Below are 17,341 nucleotides of genomic sequence, written 5' to 3'. Positions count from 1 at the left end.
GGAACCCGCTCGAGGAGGAGCCATGTCCAACCCCAACACCTTCCTGTCCAACACGTCCCAGACCATCATCACCCGTCGCCGCGCCCTGCAGTTCCTCGGCATCGGCGTCGCCGCGGCCACGCTGGCCGGCTGCGCCCCGACCGGTGCGGCACCAGGCGCCGGGTCGATCCCGAAGGCGACCGCAGGCGGCACCCCGACGGACTTCGACTTCGCGAGCTGGTCGCTCACCGAGAAGGCGTCCGCGCCTGCGATTCAGAGCCTGCTCCAGAAGTACGAGAAGCAGTCGAAGGTCACCGTCGGCGAGGTGTCGTTCCCGTACAACGAGTACATCAACCAGCTCATGCTGCAGGTGCGTGGCGGACAGTTCTCCGGCGTCGCCCACGTCGACGTCGCGTGGCTCGGTTCGCTGGCGAGCCTCGGCAAGCTGCAGGACGTCTCAGGGCTCACCGAGGGCCGGGGCTACACGAAGTCCGGTCTCACGGCCGCGCAGTTCGACGGCGTGCAGTACGGCCTGCCGTGGACGATCGGCGCGATCGGTCTCGTCGCCAACCAGGCCATCCTCGATCAGGCGGGGGTCGGTGAGTTCCCGACGACCATCGACGACTTCGAGGGGTCGCTGAAGAAGCTCAAGGGTCTCGGCAACGGCATGATCCCGTACGCTGCCTCGACGAAGGCGGCACAGCTCAAGGACATCCTCATCTGGATGCAGACCTTCGGCAGCCCGCTCGTCGACGGCGACACCGTCACCATCGGCGACGACGCGAGCATCGAGGCCGTCACCTGGTACAAGAGCTTGTACGACCAGGGCCTGATCGCCGCCGACGTCGACCGCTTCGACGCCCGTTCGCTCTTCGCGCAGGGACGCACCGCCGTCTACGACGACGCGATCGTGGGCCGCAGTGCCGTCACCGGTGAATCCCCCGACCCCGACTTCGCGAGCAAGCTGCAGCCGGTGTCGCGTCCGGTCCTGAAGCAGGGCGACACGCCTCGTGCGCTCGTGTGGGGCGGTGCGCTCGCCGTGGTCGACGGTGCGGCCTCCGGGACCGCCGCCGACTTCGCGCAGTGGGTCACCTCCGACCCCGAGACGGTACTCGAGGACTTCGCGGCCCGCGGACTGCCGCCGGCGACGGAGGACGCGCTGAACTCGGATGCGGTGAAGAACGACACTTTCGCCGCGAACTTCAGCGACCGCATCACCGCGACGAGCTCGACGAACCCGTTCTGGAAGTTCGTCCAGTACTCGCAGATCGAGACGAAGATCGCCGAGAAGATGCAGGCGGTGCTCGTCGGCCAGGAGAAGCCGGCGGACGCGATGAAGTCCGCGGGCGAGGCTGCCCAGAAGCTGGTCGGCTGAGTCGGCGCCGTGCACGTCCGCTCGTGAGTACCAAAGCATCCTGACGGTTCAAGGGGGAACCATGCAGTTCAGTCACACGTCCATCGCCCGCATGCTCGCGGTCTGCGCCATCGGGGTGCTCGCACTCGGAAGCGCGGCACCGGCTTCCGCCGCGACGACCGGACCGTCCATCAGCGCCGTGCCGACCACGAGCGTGACGGATTCGGTCGAGACGCTCCCGTACCCGGTCGACACGTCGAACCAGGCAGGGTGGTGGCGTCCGCTGGACGTGGTCGACGGGGTCTCGTACTTCGCCTTCAACGCGCCGGCCGCCGCGACGGCGCGACACGAGGTGCACCTCGCTTCGCGGGCGATCGACGGGACGTGGACCGAGGACTGCCTGCGGGCCAGCGCCGGTGCCGCCTGTGTCACGTTCGCCGACGACAACGGACACAACCAGCCGTCGATCGTCGTCGACGGCGCGGGCACGATCCACGCCTTCGTCTCGATGCACAACGAGCAGTGGAACGCGTTCCGCTCCTCGACGCCGGGTGACGTCACCTCCCTCGTCGATGTGACGGCCGCCATGCCCGACCTCGACGCCGCCATGACGTACCCGGTGACCGCTCGCGGCCCCGAGGGCGATGTCTGGGTGCTCGTTCGGGTCGGAACGGATGCGCAGGGACGCCGCGAGGGCGTGCTCTACCACTTCGACCTCGCAGCCGGCGTCTGGGAACGGGCGTCGACGATCGCCGCGGCTACCGGCTACTCCTTCTATCCGGACGACCTCGAGGTCGACGTCGACGGTCGGGTTCACGTGCTGTGGGAGTGGGGCCCCTTCCCGGCGGACCCGGCGCGGCACCTCGGTTCCTACGCGGTCTACGACCCGGCCGACGGTTCGCTCACTGACGTCGCGGGGACGAGTCTCACCGGACCAGTCACCCCCACCACGCCGGGTTCGGTCGTCTGGCGCCCGTTCGGTACCGGTGAGGCGATCGGCAGCTACACGCCAGCCCTGCAGACAGCGAAGCTCGCGCTCGACGGCACCGAGCTCACGGGCATCGTCTACCGCTTCGTGGAGGCCGACGAGACCGCCTACGACGTCCGCTACGCGAGCTGGAGCAACAACGCTTGGACGGACGAGTCCCTTATCGACTCATCGTCCCTCGGTTCCGGCGTCTCCACCGTTGCGGGGATCGACGTGACGAGCGCCGGAGGTGTCGACCGCGTCTACGCCGTCGTTGCCGTGCAGGTCTGTGGCGAGAACCGGAGCCAGGTCGTCCGACTCGAACGGGCCGCAGGCGGCTCGGGTTGGGACGCGCGCACCGTCGGCGAGCCGATGAGTGGCCAGCAGCGGCTGCGCGCCGAGACGACGACCGATGGCACTGACGTGTTGTACCTGAGCGCACCGCTCCACGAGCGGACGCAGGGCGTGCTGCGGCACGCGTCGATCCCACGGGGATCAGTGGCGGAGACCGGCGGTTCGTCGCTGCAGGACATCGTCTCGGCACTCCGCGGCGATCTCGGCGGCACGAACGTCGCCCTGGGCGCCACGGTGACCGTCTCGTCCACGCTGCGCACCGACACCGGCGGGGAGCTCGCCGTCGACGGTGACTGCACCGACGCGAGCCGGTGGATCTCGGCGGTCGGCGACACGGCGCCGAACATCACCGCCGCCTGGCAGGCCCCGACGGAGCTGTCCGCCGTCCGCGTGCACAGCGGCTACGCCGGCGGCGACAACGTCGCATCGGTGCTGCGCGACTTCACGATCGAGGTGCACACGGCGACCGGGTGGATCGAGGTCGGACGCTTTGACGACAACCGCCTCGGTAGCGTGGTCGCCGAGATCGACGGGCTCGTCGCCGACCAGGTGCGGTTACTCATCACGGACCCGTCCGCATCGGCGACCGACGTCGCGAGGGTGTTCGAGATCGAGGCGATCGCGGCAGAACCCGCGCCCGCGGCGACGGAACGGACGCAAGCAGTGGGGAACGATCATGACCCGAGATAGCGTTGTGCTCGGCAGGGGCCGGATGGGTCCCGACCGGTCCGGAACGACCCGGCCATCAGTGAGGAGCTTCACCGTGTCAGACGCCGCCTCGGGCTCGCAGCGTTCAGCCCCTGTGCTCCGACGCGAGCGCACCGGGATCGTCGCGCTCGCGGTGCCGAACCTGGACGAGCCCTACTTCGCGGAGCTCACCACCCTCCTCGTCCGGGGTGCGGACGAGCGCGGGCTGTCGATCCTCATCCAGCACACGGAGGGCGATCACGAGCGCGAGGTCGACATCGCCAACGGCGTCGGCCTGCCGCCGACCGACGGCCTGATCCACATCCCTCGGTCGCTGACGGTCGGCGACCTGACCAGGCGCACCTCGCCGGGGCCACTCGTGCTGCTCGGCGAGCACATCCAGGTCAGCCCGTTCACGCACATCTCCATCGACAACCGGGCGGCGGCCGTCACGGCGACGGAGCATCTGGCTGCGGTCGGCTGCTCGCGCATCGCGTTCATCGGCCCGCGCGACGAGCGCCCCTCCGACGCGGCCGACCAGCGCTACGCCGGGTACCGCGACGTGGTGGCCCGTCTCGGGCGCTCGCAGGCTCCGGAACTCATCGGGCACGTCGACGCCTTCACGCCGGAGGAGGGTCGCCGAGTGATGCGGCGGTTCCTCGCGGAGGGTGTGGCGGTCGACGGTGTCGTCTGCTCCAACGACTCGGTCGCGTTCGGTGTGCTCGCGGCGCTGCACGAAGCGGGTCGCAGCGTGCCGCACGACGTCGCGGTGATCGGCATCGACGACGTCCACGCGGCGCAGTTCTCGGCGCCCTCGCTCAGCTCAGTCGCGCCCGACTACGACGCCATCGTGCGGGCGGCGTTCACCGAGCTGGAACGACAGATCGCGGCCCCTCCCGGAGCGGACACGCCCGTGCGTCACGTCGTCGTGGAGGCCACGATCGTCGTGCGGGACAGCACCACCCGCTGACCCCGCATGACACACACCTCCCTGCCGGTCGTCGGGTCGCCCGTCGGCGCGCGCGACCTCGACCGTGCGCCCGATCAGTCGTCGGCACCGGCCGCGGCGAATGATCCGTCCTCGACTCGCGCGACCCACACCTCGCCGAACTGTGCGCGCAGAGACTCCTCGACCTCGGCCGTGATGCCATCGTCGATGACGAGCTGGTCGACTTCGCGGAGGTCGACGATCGTGGTGAGTCCGACCGCACCCCACTTGCTGTGGTCGGCGAGCACCACCGAGTGCCGGCCGGCGCCCACGAGCGCACGGTTGGTCTCCGCTTCGAGCAGGTTCGACGTGGTGAGGCCTGCCTGGACGTCGATGCCGCGGACGCCGAGGAAGACGATGTCGCAGTGCAGGTGCTCGATCGCGCGGACGGCCACCGGGCCGACAAGTGCGTCGGACGGCGTACGGACGCCGCCCGTGAGCACGACGGTCTGCGTGTACGGCTCGTCCGCGCGGTCGGGACGTGCGAACACATCGGCGACCGGAAGCGAGTTCGTGACGATCGTGAGTTCCGGGATCGCGCGCAGCTCCTGGGCGAGTGCCCACGTCGTGGTGCCGCCGGACAGCCCGATGGACATGCCGGGTTCGACCAGCTCGGCGGCGCGGCGTGCGATGGCGCGCTTCTCGGCGAGCAGGCGTCGGGCCTGGTTCGGGAAGCCGAGGTCCGCCTGGTCGGGCAGCCGCGGGGTCGTCGCTCCTCCGCGCACCCGGTCGACGAGACCCTCGGTGGCGAGCTGCTCGATGTCGCGCCGCACGGTCATGTCGCTGACGCCCAGGCTGAGCGCGAGCTCGGTGACGCTCGCCGCTCCGCGACGTCGCACCTCCGACATGATCTGCGATCTGCGTTCCGCACCGAGCACAGCGTCCTCCTTCGACCCGGCTGCCAGTCTGGCACGACCGCGTCGCCCGGCCATGCAGCAGCACCCCGAGACGATGAGACGAGGACTCACCCCACATGCCTGACGCACGATATCTGGACTGGTTCGGCAGCGAGGTGCGCGACGCGACCTACGGCTACGACCTCGAGGCGTTGCACGCGGTCCCACCGGTGCCGCCGCCCGACGGTTTCGCCGAGCGGTGGCGCAGTTGGTACGCGGAGGCGATGACCGTGGCACCTGAGCCGGTGCTCACCCCGGTCGGTCGCCAGGGCGCGCACGAGGTCTTCGTGGTCGAACACGCTGTCGCGAACGGTCTGCGACTGCGCGGTTGGTTGGCGCTCCCGATCGGAGGGCCGGCCCGCGTCGGGATCGTCCACGGGCACGGCTACGGCGGGCGCGATGCACCCGACTTCTCACGCGTGCCGGACGACGCAGCGGTGATCTTCCCGATCGCGCGTGGCCAGGGCGTGTTCAACGCAGGACTCGGTGCGCCGACGCCGGATGACGGGCACGTGCTCTTCGGCATCGAATCGGTCGACACGTACTCGCTCGGGCGCTGTGCGGTCGACCTGTGGCATGCGGCGTCGGCGCTCGTGGAGGTGGCGGGTGAGCTGCCGCTGTATTACATCGGCGAGAGCTTCGGCGGCGGGATCGGTGCCCTCGCACTGCCGTGGGACGAGCGGTTCGTCGGGGCGACGCTCGTCGTGCCGAGCTTCGGCCAGTACGACATCCGTCTGCAGCTGCAGTGCGAGGGCAGTGGCGAACGCGTCCGCGGGTATGTCGCCGAGCATCCTGAGGCGCGAGAGGTCCTGCGGTGTTTCGATGCGTCGACGGCGGCAGGATTCCTCGAACTGCCGGTCCGCGTCGAGTGCGCGCTCTGGGACGGGTTCGTGCCGCCCCCAGGGCAGTTCGCCGTCGCGAACGCCATCGACGAACTGGAGCTGCAGGTACTGCCAGCAGGCCACGCCGAGTATCCGGGCGTCGAGGCGGTGCTCGCGGAGTCGTACGCGGGGACCCGAGCGCACCTGGCTCGCGCACTGGAGGCGGCACGGTCCGAGCATGCGGCGCGGTGACGGCCGGTCCGCATCCCTCCACAGGCACACGGACGTCGACCTTCTCCACAGCAGAGGGACTGCCCCCTGGTGCCCGGGCGGCACCCCGTTACGCTGAAGGTTCACCAAGAGGCAGGAGACTCCTGATGGAACAGACGAAGCCGCGTCGGTCACGGTCCGCCGTGTTCGCGATGTCCCTGACGATCGGCACGCTCATCGTGGCCGCCGTCGTGGGCGGGTACTTCATCATCGTCGGCGATCAAGCAGGCATCGCCGGTCGGGTCTGGTTGACGCTCTTCCTGCTCGCCGCCTTCGTCGGAGCCGTGTCGCTCGACGCCGCCGCCGGGCACGGCCCGAACCGCTGGTACCTCGCGGCGTCGACGGTCGTCAACATCCTGTTGGTCATCATCGGCCTGCTCAAGCTCTGGAACGGTTGGCTGCAGCCCGCCAACACCGCGAGTGCCTACGTGTGGTCGCAGCAGATCGCCCTGTTCCTCGGCATCGTGTTCCTGGTGCGCCTCGGGCTCTTCATCATCCAGCTGTACATCCTCCACTTCGTCACCCGTGGCACCACCGCCGTCATCCGCGGGACCGCCGTCGCGACCGTCGTGCTGCTCGCGGTCACGGTCATCGTGCTCGTCGTCCCGATGGCGTTCCCAGAGCCGGCCTGGCCGGACTGGTGGTGGCGGATCGCCGGCGCGACGTCCCTCGCCGCTGCGATCTCCGCGATCATCCCGGTCGTCGTCCGCGCGTTCGAACCCAAGCCCGAGACCCCCGCTGCCCAGTACCCGGGCGCCGCTGGTCCGGGGTTCTCGACGGCCCCGTACCAGACGCCGCGCTACCCGGCACCGGGTCAGTACCCGCAGGGGCAGCAACTGCAGGCGCCGCCCTCCGGGTACCCCGTACAGCCCGCTGCCGCGCCCGCCTGGCAGGGGAACGCACCCGCCCAGCCCGGTCAGCCGCAGCAGCAGCCGGGTCAGTGGCCGCAGCAGCCGGGTCAGTCCCAGCAGTTCGGCCAACCGCAGCAGTGGCAGCCCGCGCCCCCGCAGCAGCCGTACAACCCGCAGCAGTACGCCCCCCAGCCTCCGCAGCAGTACGCGTCGCAGCCCACCTGGCCGCAGCAGCCCGTGCCCCCGCAGCAGCAGGCCCAGCCCGAGGCACCCCGGCCGCCGGCGACGCCCGATGAGGACGCCCCGCCTCCCACCCAGTAGGGCCGTCGTGCCAGGCCCTCCGCATGGGAGGCTGGAGGGATGATCGCCGCACTGCAGCTTCCCGTCGCATTGACCGCTCGAGGCCGGTCGGTCGTCCTCCGCCGGGCAAGGCTCGACGACCTCGGCGCGCTCATCCGCTTGCTGTCGGACGATGCGGTGAGCGCATCGCGAGGTGACCAGGCGGACCCGGCGGACCTCCCGGCCTACCGCACGGCGCTCGCCGAAATCATCGACGATCCTTCCAACGACGTCCTGCTCGTCGTGGACGATGTCGACCGGCCGCTCGCCACGATGCAGCTCACGCGCATCCCAGGGATGGCTCGTCGCGGGTCGACGAGGCTGCTCGTCGAGGCGGTGCGTGTCGCGAGCGAACTCCGGTCCGGGGGCATCGGCTCCGCGATGATGCGATGGGTCACCGACGTCGCAGCTCCGGCCACGCGCTCGTCGCTCGTCCAGCTCACCTCCGACGAGGCGCGGATCGACGCCCACCGCTTCTACGAGCGCCTCGGTTTCGTCGGATCCCACCGCGGGTTCAAGTACCGCGTGGAGCTCCCGCGCACGGGCGACTGAATCACCCCTTGACCGCGCACTTGTTTTTTGCAAGTATCTAGGTGTCCGCGGTGCGGACCCACGACAAGGAGTGCACGATGAAGATGATGTTCGTCAACCTGCCGGTGACCGACCTCGAGCGCGCGAAGGCGTTCTACACGGCGATCGGCTTCACGGTGAACCCGCAGTTCACCGACCACAACGCAGCCTGTGTCGTCGTCGAGGAGGACCACAGCGCGTTCATGCTGCTCGTCCGCGACTACTTCCAGACCTTCAGCGAGCGTCCCATCGGCAACCCGGCAGAGAACGTGTCCGTCTCGACCGCGATCTTCGTCGACAGCCGTGAGCAGGTCGACGCCAACGTCGCCGCGGGCATCGCGTCGGGTGGCACGGAGGCGCAGCCGGCTTCGGACTACGGCTTCATGTACCAGCGCCAGCTCACCGACCCCGACGGCAACATCATCGAGTTCGGTTACATGGACCCGGTGGCTGCAGCCCAGGGCCCCGAGGCGTTCCAGAGCGAGCAGGCCTGAGGTCTCATGGCTTCACGCGACTACGGGCAGTACGGCGGTGTGACGCAGGCCCTGGAGCTCATCGGTGAGCGCTGGGCCCTGCTGATCATCCGCGATCTGCTCGTCGGGCCGCGTCGCTACGGGGAGCTCGCTGCCGGTCTGCAGCGGATCCCGAGCAACATCCTCGCGACGCGGCTCAAGGAGTTGCAGGCGGCCGGCGTCATCCGCCGGGCGCCTCGTTCCCGCGTGATCCTCTACGAGCTCACGCCCTACGGGCGCGAGCTCGAGCCGGTGGTGCTCGCCCTCGGCGCCTGGGGGTTCAAAGCCCTCGGCGACCCGCGGGAGGAACAGGTCATCACGCCCGACGCGATGACGATCGATCTGCGAGCGGCATTCCGCGCACCGGTCGCAGCTGCGCTCCCCGCGACCTCGTACGCTGCACGCGTCGGCGCGGCCGAACTCCTGATCCGCGTCGACGGTTCGTCACTCGATGTGCGGCGCGGCGACGGTCCTGCAGATCTCGCCTTCGCAGCCGGGCCGGACATCCGTCGGCTGATCTCCGGTGAACTCGCGCCGGAACGCGCGATCCAATCCGGTGTCGTCGAGGTGCTGCGAGGTCCCGACGCACTCCTCGACCGCTTCGCGGACACCTTCCACCTCGCGGCCTGACGAACCGTCCCCAGACGGCGGCCGTGTGGCGGGCTCGCCCAGCCCCGGAACACCTCGGTCCCTGAGCTTGTCGAAGGGCCTCGTCGTCGGGAGTGACCTCAGCCGATACGTTCGGCGAGGGCGACGATGATTCCCTCTGGTCCGCGCACGTACGCCATGCGCCACACGTTCTCGTAGCTGCCGACGCCGCCGACGAGGCCGTAGCCCTGGGCGGCGAGCTGCTCGACGGAGTCCGTCAGGTCCTCGACTTCGAACGCGAGGCTGCGGAGACCCAGTTCGTTCGCCATCGCGTCCGGTGAGCCCGGGACGGCATCGGGGCGGACGAAGCTCGACAGTTCGACGCTCGTCCCGCCATCGGGAGCGTTCAGCATCACGATCTCCGAGCGCGAGTCGGGAATGCCGGTCACCGTGTCGATGAAGTCGCCCTCGACGAAGGTCCGCCCCTCGACCTCCAGGCCGAGGGAGACGAAGAACGCCGTGACGAGGTCGAGGTCCTGCACGGTGACGCCGACATGGTCGAACCTCTTGATGCGTGGCATGCCCGCAGTCTACGTCGGATGTCCGACGTGAGGAGCCGCATCGAGTCGGCGCCATGATGCCACCTGATGACAAGATAAACCCGCTGAGTGGGAATGTCGTGCCGCAGAGTGGTAGCTTGGAGGAAGTCCTGCGGGAGTTCCCATCGATGACCATCTCAGGACGGCTCACCACGAAGGAGTGTCATGCAACACCGCACCCAGAACGCCGACGTCGTCGTCATCGGCGGTGGGCTCGCCGGCGTCTCGGCCGCGGTTGCCGCAGCTCGTCTCGGCTCCCGGGTGTCGCTCGTCACCAACCGACCGGTTCTCGGCGGCAACTCGTCGAGCGAGGTACGCGTCTGGGTCGTCGGCGCCACTGCTCACGGACACCAGCGGTTCGCGCGCGAGACGGGCATCATGGGCGAACTGTTCCTCGAGAACCAGTATCGCAACCCCGAGGGCAACCCCTTCTACTGGGACCAGACGATCCTGGACCTCGTGCGCGCCGAACCGAACCTGCAGCTGCACCTCAACACCGATGTGCGCATCGTGACGATGGACGAGTCGAGCGATGCCGTCGGCACGCGCCGCATCGCCTCCGTCGCCGGCTGGACGATGGGCAGCGAGATCGAGACCCAGTTCACCGCCCCGGTCTTCATCGACTGCACGGGCGACGGCCTCGTCGGTCATCTCGCCGGTGCCGAGTCGCGCATCGGCCGCGAGGGTCGTGCCGAGCACGGCGAGCCCTGGGCGCCGGAACTGCCGGACGACGAACTCCTCGGCAGCTCGATCTTCTTCTACACGAAGGACGCCGGCCGGCCCGAACGCTTCGTCGCCCCCGACATCGCCCGAGACATCCGCGACACGCCCATCCTCACCAACCGCATCATCCGCACCGGCGACAACGGCTGCAACTACTGGTGGATCGAATGGGGTGGCGAGCTCGACACGGTCGCAGAGAACGAGCAGATCCGCGACGAGCTGTGGAGCGTCGTCTACGGCATCTGGGACTACATCAAGAACTCCGGCGAGTTCGACGCCGACAACCTCACGCTCGAGTGGGTCGGATCCATCCCAGGCAAGCGCGAGTACCGGCGGTTCGTCGGGGACCACACGCTCACCCAGGCGGACCTCCTCGACCAGGTCGACTTCGACGACGCGGTCGCGTTCGGCGGCTGGTCCATCGACCTGCACCCGGTCGAGGGCGTGTACGCGGAGACGGCCGGGGCGCACCAACGGTTCAGCAACGGCACCTACGGCATCCCGTTCCGCAGTCTCTACTCACGCGACGTCGACAACCTGCTGTTCGCCGGACGCAACATCTCGGCCTCACACATCGCGTTCGGTTCCACCCGTGTGATGGCGACGTGCTCCACGCAGGGGCAGGCCGTCGGAACCGCGGCATCCCTCGCCTCGCGCCACGGGTTCACGCCGCGCCAGCTGGCCGGCGAAGCGCTCCCGCTCCTGCAGCGCACGCTGCTCCAGGAGGATGCTCCCGTCATCGGCATCACTGCGGAAGACCCCGACGACCTTGCCGCCACAGCGACCGTCACCGCGTCCAGCGCCCTCCGGGGCGTCTCGACGCTCGACGACCTGGGCGCCGGCGAACGCTTCTCGCTCGACCGCGACGTCGCGGTCCTCATGCCCGTCGCGCCGACGCTCGACGAGGTCACGTTCCTCCTCGACGCCCGCGCCGACACCACCCTTCGTGTCGAGCTGTGGGGCTCCGGCAAACGGCAGAACGCCGTTCCGGTGGAGCACCTGAAGGACGCCTCCACCGAGATCACCGGCGGAACCGACGTGCGCGTGACCGTACGGTTCGACTGGACGCCGGATCGTGAACAGAACGCGGTGCTCATCGTCCGTGCGAACCCGGACGTCGAGCTCGTGCTCACCGACGGTCACCCCTACGGCTTGCTGGCGCTCACCGCCAAGCACACCTCCGACGAGGTCTTCGACGACCACATCCCCGACGAGCAGGACCAGACGATCCTCGATTGGAACGCCCGAAAGCTGCGAGGGAGGAGCTTCGCGCTCGAGCTCGGCGCATCGTCGACGGCCTATGCTCCGGAACGGATCGTCGACGGCTACCAGCGTCCCTACGGCGGTCCACACCTGTGGTCGTCGGAGCGGGTCGATGCTTCACGATCCCTAGCTGCCGAGCCCGAGCACCTGGAACTGCGCTGGGAGTCACCCGTCACGGTCGGCTCGGTCCGGATCGTGCTCAACGACGACGTCGACGTCGACCTCATCAACCTCCACCATCACCGGACCGACTTCGAAGCCGTGCCCGACCTCGTCGCCGACTACCGGCTCGAGGGGTCGATCGACGGCGTCTGGACGGTCCTCGCGGAGGTCGCCGGCAACCGCCACCGTCACCGCATCCACGATCTCGACGCCGTCGACCTCGACGCCCTGCGTCTCGTCGCCACCGCGACCAACGGCTCGCCGTACGTCACCGTCTCCAGCATCAAGGTCTATGAGCAGCCGAGCGGCCGCACCACAAGACCCCGCCGAGCACGCCCGCTACGCTGAAGACGGCCCGAACCGACAGGGCAGACACCCGAACGAGCAGTGGAACGGTGGAGGACCCGTGGCAGCCGAGATCCAGCAGGGCATCGGGCGCGCAGCATCGGTGCTGGCGGCCCTCGGGGCATCGACGACCGGTCCGCTCCGTGCCTCCGACATCGCCCGTGCCACGGGCCTCGGCACGTCGACGACTGCGCGGCTGCTCGGCACGCTCGAAGAGCTCGGCTATGTGACCAAGGCGGCCGACAGCCCGTCGTACGCGATCGGCGCGACGATCCTCGCCTTGGCGAGCGAAGGCCTCAACCAGAACCCCGTGCACCGCGAGTCGCGCGCGCCCGCGCAGGAACTCGCGCAGCGCATCGGACTGAGTGTGAACGTCGGCGTCCTCGACGGCTCGAGCCTCATCTACCTCTGCCACTTCGAGGGTTCCCTCGCCCCCAAATCGCACTCGATGATCGGTCTGCGTCAGCCACTGCACGCCTCCGCCCTCGGCAAGTGCCTCCTGCTCGACCTCGACGAGGCCGGCCGCCGTGCGCTCATCGGCGACGAACCTCTCCCGCGCTACACCGCGAACACGATCACCGAGCACGCGGCCCTCACCGCAGAGCTCGCCACCGCCCGCGAAACGGGCGTGTGCACCGAGAACCAGGAACTCGCGCTCGGTCGGCTCGGCATCGCCGCTCCCATCCGCGACGCGAATGCGAACGTTGTTGCCGCGATCTCGATCTCTGGTCGCCTCAGCCTCGTGCGCGACCGCGACCTCGCGGTGCTCACCGAAGACCTCATCGAGGTCGCCGACCGGATCAGCGTCGGTCTCGGGCTCATCTCGGCCGTCCCGTCCTGACCGTCGCACCGCACAACCACCAGACCAACCCATCCACACGAATCGAAGGTGACCAGTGGCCCAGTTCGACCTCCCGCTCTCCCAGCTCCAGCAGTACCTGCCCGAGCGCGAGGAGGCGCCAGACTTCGACACCTTCTGGGCCGACACCCTCGCATCGTCGCGGGCGCTCGCTCAGCCTGCCGAGCGCGAGCGGACGAACCCCGAACTCACGGGTCTGATCGTCGAGGACGTCACGTTCTCCGGTTTCGGCGGCGACCCGGTGAAGGGCTGGTTCCTGCGCCCGGCCGGGGCGACCGAGCCGCTGCCGTGCATCGTCCACTACATCGGATACAGCGGCGGACGCGGGCTCGCCCACCAGTGGACGCTCTACCCCTCCGCCGGATACGCGCTGTTCGTCATGGACACGCGAGGCCAGGGCAACGCCGGCCTGCCCGGCGCCACCGCGGACCCTGCTGGCAGCGGCCCGCAGGTCGCCGGCAAGATGAGCGCCGGCCTCGACAGCCCGGACACCTACTACTACCGCCGCGTGTTCACCGACGCCGTGCTCGCGGTCGACACCGCCCGCAGTTTCCCCGAGGTGGACGCCTCGCGCGTCGTGGTCTCAGGCGTGAGCCAGGGTGGCGGCATCGCGATCGCCGCGGCAGGGCTGAGCGAAGGCCTCTCCGGCGCCCTCGTCGACGTGCCGTTCCTCTCCCACTACCGCCGGGCGCTCCAGATCACCGACGCCAGCCCGTTCGCCGAGCTCAAGACGTACCTGATCTCCCGGCGTGGTTCCGAGGAAGAGGTCTTCCGTACCCTGTCGTACTTCGACGCCATGAACTTCGCCGCTCGCGCGACCGCGCCCGCGCTCTTCTCGGTTGCACTGTGCGATGCGGTCTGTCCGCCGTCCACGGTCTATGCGGCGTTCAACCACTATGCGGGCGTGCAGAAGGACATGGCGGTGTACCCGTACAACGGCCACGAGGGCGGAGGCCCCGTGCAGCAGGCGCTCCAGCTCACGGCGCTCGCCGACCTCTTCGGCTGATGCGTGCCGCCCGGTCGCACACCACCGGATCTCGGGTGACCCGGGCGGGGATGATCGCCGCCATGGCGCTCGTGCTGTCGTTCGCGGCGGGTGCGACCGATGCGTTCGCGTTCCTGCAGCTCGGCGGTGTGTTCACGGCGAACATGACCGGGAACTTCGTGCTGGCGGGGCTCACGAGTCGCCCGGACTTCGCCGAGGTCCTCCTCGGGGCGGCGGTCGCGGTGGCGCTGTTCTCGGTCGGCACCTATCTCGCCTTCCGCTTCACGCGACTCGTGAGCACCTCTGCCGAGCGACCCGTGGCGGCCCCACCGCGGAGACTGGTCGCGGTGCTGGCCGGCGCCGTCCTCGCCCAGGTGCTGGTCGTCACCGTCTGGTTGCTCCTCCCCGAGGCGCCCGGAGCCTTCGCATTGTGCGTGCTGATCTCCCTGTCGGCGCTCGCGATGGGCGGCCAGACCGTGGTCGCGCGGCGTATCGAGAACCGTTCCGGCGTCACGACGACGTTCGTCACCGGCACGCTGACGAGCCTGATGCAGAGCCTCGCGGACGGCGTGCGAGACCACCGCGTCATGAGGGCGGCCGCGATCCTCATGCTCGTCGCCGGTGCGTTCGCCGGCTCGCTGCTCACCGGGGTCGACCCTGCGTTGGGTGCCGCACTCCCGCTGCTGCCGTCGGTTGCGGGCCTCGCGATCCTCGCCGCAGCTCCACCCGCAGAAGAGGTGCGCATCACCGTCCACCGCAACGGACGGTGACCCTCGTCTGGTTCAGGCGAGGGCTGCAGTGGCCTCGAGTTCGACGAGTTGGTCGTCGTAGCCGAGCACGGTGACGCCGAGGAGGGTGCTCGGCACGTCATGGTCGCCGAATGCGGCGCGCACGACCTCCCATGCGGTGACGAGGTCCGCCTGTTCCGTCGAGGCGACGAGGACCCGCGTGCTCGCGACGTCTGCGAGCGTCGCTCCGGAAGCCTCCAACGCGATGATGAGGTTCTCGACGCACTTCGCCGCCTGACCTGCGACATCGCCGACCGCTGCCGTCGAGCCGTCGAGGTTCAGCGGGCACGATCCGGCGAGGAACAGAAGCCGCGCGCTCGCCGGAACGCTCGAGGCATAGGCGTACTCGGCAGCGTCTGACAACTGTTCGGACCGGATCAACTGCACGACGGACATCGGCGCTCCTCTGCTCTGGGGGCCGGATCCGACCCCGATCCATGGTGCCCGACCGGCCCGGACCGTGTCCCGGTTTCCGCCACGGGCGCAACGACTGTCGGGCGTCCTTGCGATCATGCGTTGATCGCCCAGGGGCTCCCGCTGGCTGACGTGTCGGCCGCCGCCGGCTACGCCGACCAGCCGCACCTGTCACGGGACTTCGTGCACCTGGTCGGCATGACGCCGGGTCAGTTCGCGTCGAGCGCGGCGTAGAGGTCGATCGAATTGCCGTCGGGGTCGAGCAGGGTCGCATAGCGCTGACCCCAGACGGCATCCCAGGGTGCGACATGACCGCGGTAGCCAGCCGCGACGAGTGCTGCGTATGCAGCGTCGACCTCGGCCGGCGTGCCCTTGTCGAAGGCGAGCGCGATGCGGTGCCCGCCGACCGGTGACACGTACGCGGGATCGAAGCCGCGGATCGTGTCGACCGTGTCCCAGGCGAGCGTCGTGCCGTCGGCCAGGCGGGCGTCCACGTGCGGCGCATCGTCCTGGCCGTCAGGGATCGACACCCCGAGGGCCCGGTAGAACGCGAGCGATGCCGCGAGGTCCGTCGTCACGATGCCGATGAAGCCGAGTGAGAGTGTCATGGTCCAACGGTATGCGGATTCCGAAGCCGGCGGATCGGACGAAACGGCCAGGCTTCGTCAGTCGGCGAACTGCGCGTGCACCGTCACCGGGAAGTGGTCGGAGGCTTCTGCCGCCGGCGCGAGGTCGTCGACGACGGCTTCGATCGACTGGAAATGCGCGTGTCGCGGTGCCGGTCCCGAACGGGCGAGGATCCAGTCGATCCGCGCTATCGCCCCGAGCTGTCGGCCGTAGTCGTGGAAGGTCCCGACGCTGTCGTCAGCCGACGGCGACAGGTCGGCGAAGCCGGCTTGCTCGAAGGTGTGGTGCGCTTCGGAGCCGCGCACGGTGTTGAAGTCGCCCGTGAGCAGGATCGGGACGTCGACGTCTGCGAACCGTTCTGCGATGAGCGCCGCGCTGCGTGCACGAACGGTGTCGCCGTATCGCGAGGGATCGTGGTCGAGGTGGGTGTTGGCGAAGACGAGTTCGTCGCCGGTGGAGCGTTCACGCAGACGCACCCAGGTCACGAACCGCGGGTAGAGCGAAGGCCAGGTGTTCGAGCCGACCTCGTCGGGGGTGTCCGAGAGCCAGAACGTGCCGGCATCGAGCTGCTCGAACCGAGCGCGACGGAAGCACACCGGGCCGTACTCGCCGAGCTCTCCGCCGTCGCGTCCCTGTCCGTACCAGTCGTATTCGGCGAGCCCCGGAAGCAGGTCCTGCAGTTGGTGCTCCTGCACCTCCTGCAACCCGAGGAGGTCGGGTGCGTTCCGTGCGATCACCTCGGAGACGAGCGGTGCGCGGTCGACCCACTCGTGGCCGGGCTGCGGGACCGCTGTCCGGATGTTGTAGCTCATGGTCGTCACGACGTGCTTGGTCAGGATGGATTCGCTCACTCGGCCAGCGTAGGGGAGTCGTCCCCATGTCCTCCCGGGGCGCCGCTGCATAGACTCGGGCGATGACCTTCGATGTGCGCGATGCTCAAGCCCGGTTGCTCGCCCTGAACAGCGACGACCTGCCGTTCCTTTACGAACCGACTCCGGACGGTGTCATCGCTCGCTGGAAGTACGCCGATCAGCGTTGGCTGATGATCGCGGGCGCCGGTGCATTGACGGCCGAGTACTCGTTGCGGGTCGAGCTCGATCCTGCCGCCGGCGAGTGGCGGTTCCACGAGGAGTCCTCGGCGGCGGAGGCCTCGCTCGGCCCCGGAGAGCTGTCGACGAAGCGCACCTGGAACAAGGGTCCGCAGAAGAGCTTCTCCTTCAACCTCGGTGCTGCGATCGCGGCCGAGACCACCGACCGCCACGGCACTGAGACCGGCAACACCTACGGGTACCGGTTCACGACCGACGAGGTGAAGCAACCCGTCATCGACACGCTCACGGCCGCCGGTTGGAAGCCCCGCAAGGGGTTCTTCGGGAAGCTGTTCGGCGGCTGACTCGCCC

Annotated in this window: 19 protein-coding genes; 14 read left to right on the top strand and 5 right to left on the bottom strand. The window is 69.2% G+C overall.

The window, feature by feature from the left end:
* Positions 1-22 precede the first annotated feature (22 nt).
* The 3 genes from KXS11_RS11905 to KXS11_RS11895 all read left to right on the top strand — a co-directional run bounded on the left by KXS11_RS11905 (position 23) and on the right by KXS11_RS11895 (position 4,311).
* Positions 23-1,354 (top strand): extracellular solute-binding protein, encoded by a 1,332-nt coding sequence (locus KXS11_RS11905; protein ID WP_437385803.1) that lies wholly within the window; start codon positions 23-25, stop codon positions 1,352-1,354.
* A gap of 61 nt (positions 1,355-1,415) precedes the next feature.
* Positions 1,416-3,344, top strand: coding sequence for a BNR-4 repeat-containing protein (locus KXS11_RS11900; protein ID WP_437385802.1), 1,929 nt, complete (start codon positions 1,416-1,418; stop codon positions 3,342-3,344).
* A 73-nt stretch (positions 3,345-3,417) separates the two neighbouring features.
* The gene (locus tag KXS11_RS11895; protein WP_437385801.1) at positions 3,418-4,311 is read left to right on the top strand and encodes a LacI family DNA-binding transcriptional regulator; all 894 of its coding nucleotides are present in this window, start codon (positions 3,418-3,420) and stop codon (positions 4,309-4,311) included.
* A gap of 74 nt (positions 4,312-4,385) precedes the next feature.
* Here the strand turns inward: KXS11_RS11895 and KXS11_RS11890 are convergent, their stop codons facing one another.
* Positions 4,386-5,261: a DeoR/GlpR family DNA-binding transcription regulator gene (locus KXS11_RS11890; protein ID WP_437385800.1), complete on the bottom strand. Its 876-nt coding sequence runs from the start codon at positions 5,259-5,261 to the stop codon at positions 4,386-4,388.
* A gap of 41 nt (positions 5,262-5,302) precedes the next feature.
* On the opposite strand from KXS11_RS11890, the gene KXS11_RS11885 reads away from it, so the two are divergent.
* The 5 genes from KXS11_RS11885 to KXS11_RS11865 all read left to right on the top strand — a co-directional run bounded on the left by KXS11_RS11885 (position 5,303) and on the right by KXS11_RS11865 (position 9,218).
* Complete coding sequence (locus KXS11_RS11885) at positions 5,303-6,298, top strand: acetylxylan esterase (protein WP_437385799.1); 996 nt, start codon at positions 5,303-5,305, stop codon at positions 6,296-6,298.
* 125 nt (positions 6,299-6,423) lie between these two features.
* Entirely contained in the window at positions 6,424-7,488 is a 1,065-nt protein-coding gene (locus KXS11_RS11880) for a hypothetical protein (protein WP_437385798.1), read from the top strand.
* 39 nt (positions 7,489-7,527) lie between these two features.
* A complete protein-coding gene (locus KXS11_RS11875; RefSeq protein WP_437385797.1) occupies positions 7,528-8,058 on the top strand; it encodes a GNAT family N-acetyltransferase in 531 nt (176 codons plus the stop codon).
* A 77-nt stretch (positions 8,059-8,135) separates the two neighbouring features.
* Positions 8,136-8,570 (top strand): VOC family protein, encoded by a 435-nt coding sequence (locus tag KXS11_RS11870; RefSeq protein ID WP_437385796.1) that lies wholly within the window; start codon positions 8,136-8,138, stop codon positions 8,568-8,570.
* Between the two features lie 6 nt (positions 8,571-8,576).
* Positions 8,577-9,218, top strand: coding sequence for a winged helix-turn-helix transcriptional regulator (locus tag KXS11_RS11865; protein ID WP_437385795.1), 642 nt, complete (start codon positions 8,577-8,579; stop codon positions 9,216-9,218).
* 98 nt (positions 9,219-9,316) lie between these two features.
* Here the strand turns inward: KXS11_RS11865 and KXS11_RS11860 are convergent, their stop codons facing one another.
* Positions 9,317-9,757: a VOC family protein gene (locus KXS11_RS11860; protein ID WP_437385794.1), complete on the bottom strand. Its 441-nt coding sequence runs from the start codon at positions 9,755-9,757 to the stop codon at positions 9,317-9,319.
* 183 nt (positions 9,758-9,940) lie between these two features.
* Between KXS11_RS11860 and KXS11_RS11855 the strand changes: the two genes are divergently transcribed.
* From KXS11_RS11855 to KXS11_RS11840, 4 genes are read left to right on the top strand one after another with little or no spacing between them, the layout of a single operon-like run.
* A complete protein-coding gene (locus tag KXS11_RS11855) occupies positions 9,941-12,271 on the top strand; it encodes an FAD-dependent oxidoreductase (RefSeq protein ID WP_437385793.1) in 2,331 nt (776 codons plus the stop codon).
* Positions 12,216-13,109 carry an IclR family transcriptional regulator gene (locus tag KXS11_RS11850; protein WP_437385792.1) on the top strand — a complete coding sequence of 298 codons (894 nt, stop codon included), beginning with the start codon at positions 12,216-12,218 and terminating at the stop codon, positions 13,107-13,109. The genes KXS11_RS11855 and KXS11_RS11850 overlap by 56 nt, the downstream gene beginning before the upstream one ends.
* A 55-nt stretch (positions 13,110-13,164) precedes the next feature.
* The gene (locus tag KXS11_RS11845) at positions 13,165-14,133 is read left to right on the top strand and encodes an acetylxylan esterase (protein WP_437385791.1); all 969 of its coding nucleotides are present in this window, start codon (positions 13,165-13,167) and stop codon (positions 14,131-14,133) included.
* A gap of 35 nt (positions 14,134-14,168) precedes the next feature.
* A complete protein-coding gene (locus tag KXS11_RS11840; protein ID WP_437385790.1) occupies positions 14,169-14,882 on the top strand; it encodes a YoaK family protein in 714 nt (237 codons plus the stop codon).
* A 12-nt stretch (positions 14,883-14,894) separates the two neighbouring features.
* Here the strand turns inward: KXS11_RS11840 and KXS11_RS11835 are convergent, their stop codons facing one another.
* Complete coding sequence (locus KXS11_RS11835; protein ID WP_437385789.1) at positions 14,895-15,296, bottom strand: RidA family protein; 402 nt, start codon at positions 15,294-15,296, stop codon at positions 14,895-14,897.
* A gap of 120 nt (positions 15,297-15,416) precedes the next feature.
* Between KXS11_RS11835 and KXS11_RS11830 the strand changes: the two genes are divergently transcribed.
* Entirely contained in the window at positions 15,417-15,548 is a 132-nt protein-coding gene (locus tag KXS11_RS11830; protein ID WP_437385788.1) for a helix-turn-helix domain-containing protein, read from the top strand.
* On the opposite strand, the gene KXS11_RS11825 is transcribed toward KXS11_RS11830, so the two are convergent.
* Positions 15,524-15,922: a VOC family protein gene (locus KXS11_RS11825; RefSeq protein WP_437385787.1), complete on the bottom strand. Its 399-nt coding sequence runs from the start codon at positions 15,920-15,922 to the stop codon at positions 15,524-15,526. The two genes, KXS11_RS11830 and KXS11_RS11825, sit on opposite strands and share 25 nt — an antisense overlap.
* A gap of 57 nt (positions 15,923-15,979) precedes the next feature.
* On the bottom strand, positions 15,980-16,792 hold the full coding sequence (locus tag KXS11_RS11820) for an endonuclease/exonuclease/phosphatase family protein (RefSeq protein WP_437385786.1): 813 nt from the start codon (positions 16,790-16,792) through the stop codon (positions 15,980-15,982).
* Between the two features lie 62 nt (positions 16,793-16,854).
* Here KXS11_RS11820 and KXS11_RS11815 point away from each other — a divergent pair, with 62 nt between their 5' ends.
* Positions 16,855-17,334, top strand: a complete 480-nt coding sequence (locus KXS11_RS11815; RefSeq protein WP_437385785.1) for a hypothetical protein — start codon at positions 16,855-16,857, stop codon at positions 17,332-17,334.
* Positions 17,335-17,341: the final 7 nt, after the last annotated feature.

The organism is Plantibacter flavus (assembly GCF_051487245.1).
In the GTDB taxonomy this organism is placed as follows: Bacteria; Actinomycetota; Actinomycetes; order Actinomycetales; family Microbacteriaceae; genus Plantibacter; species Plantibacter flavus_B.
Note: the sequence above shows the minus strand (reverse complement) of the source record. Positions and strands in the feature narration are given on the sequence as shown.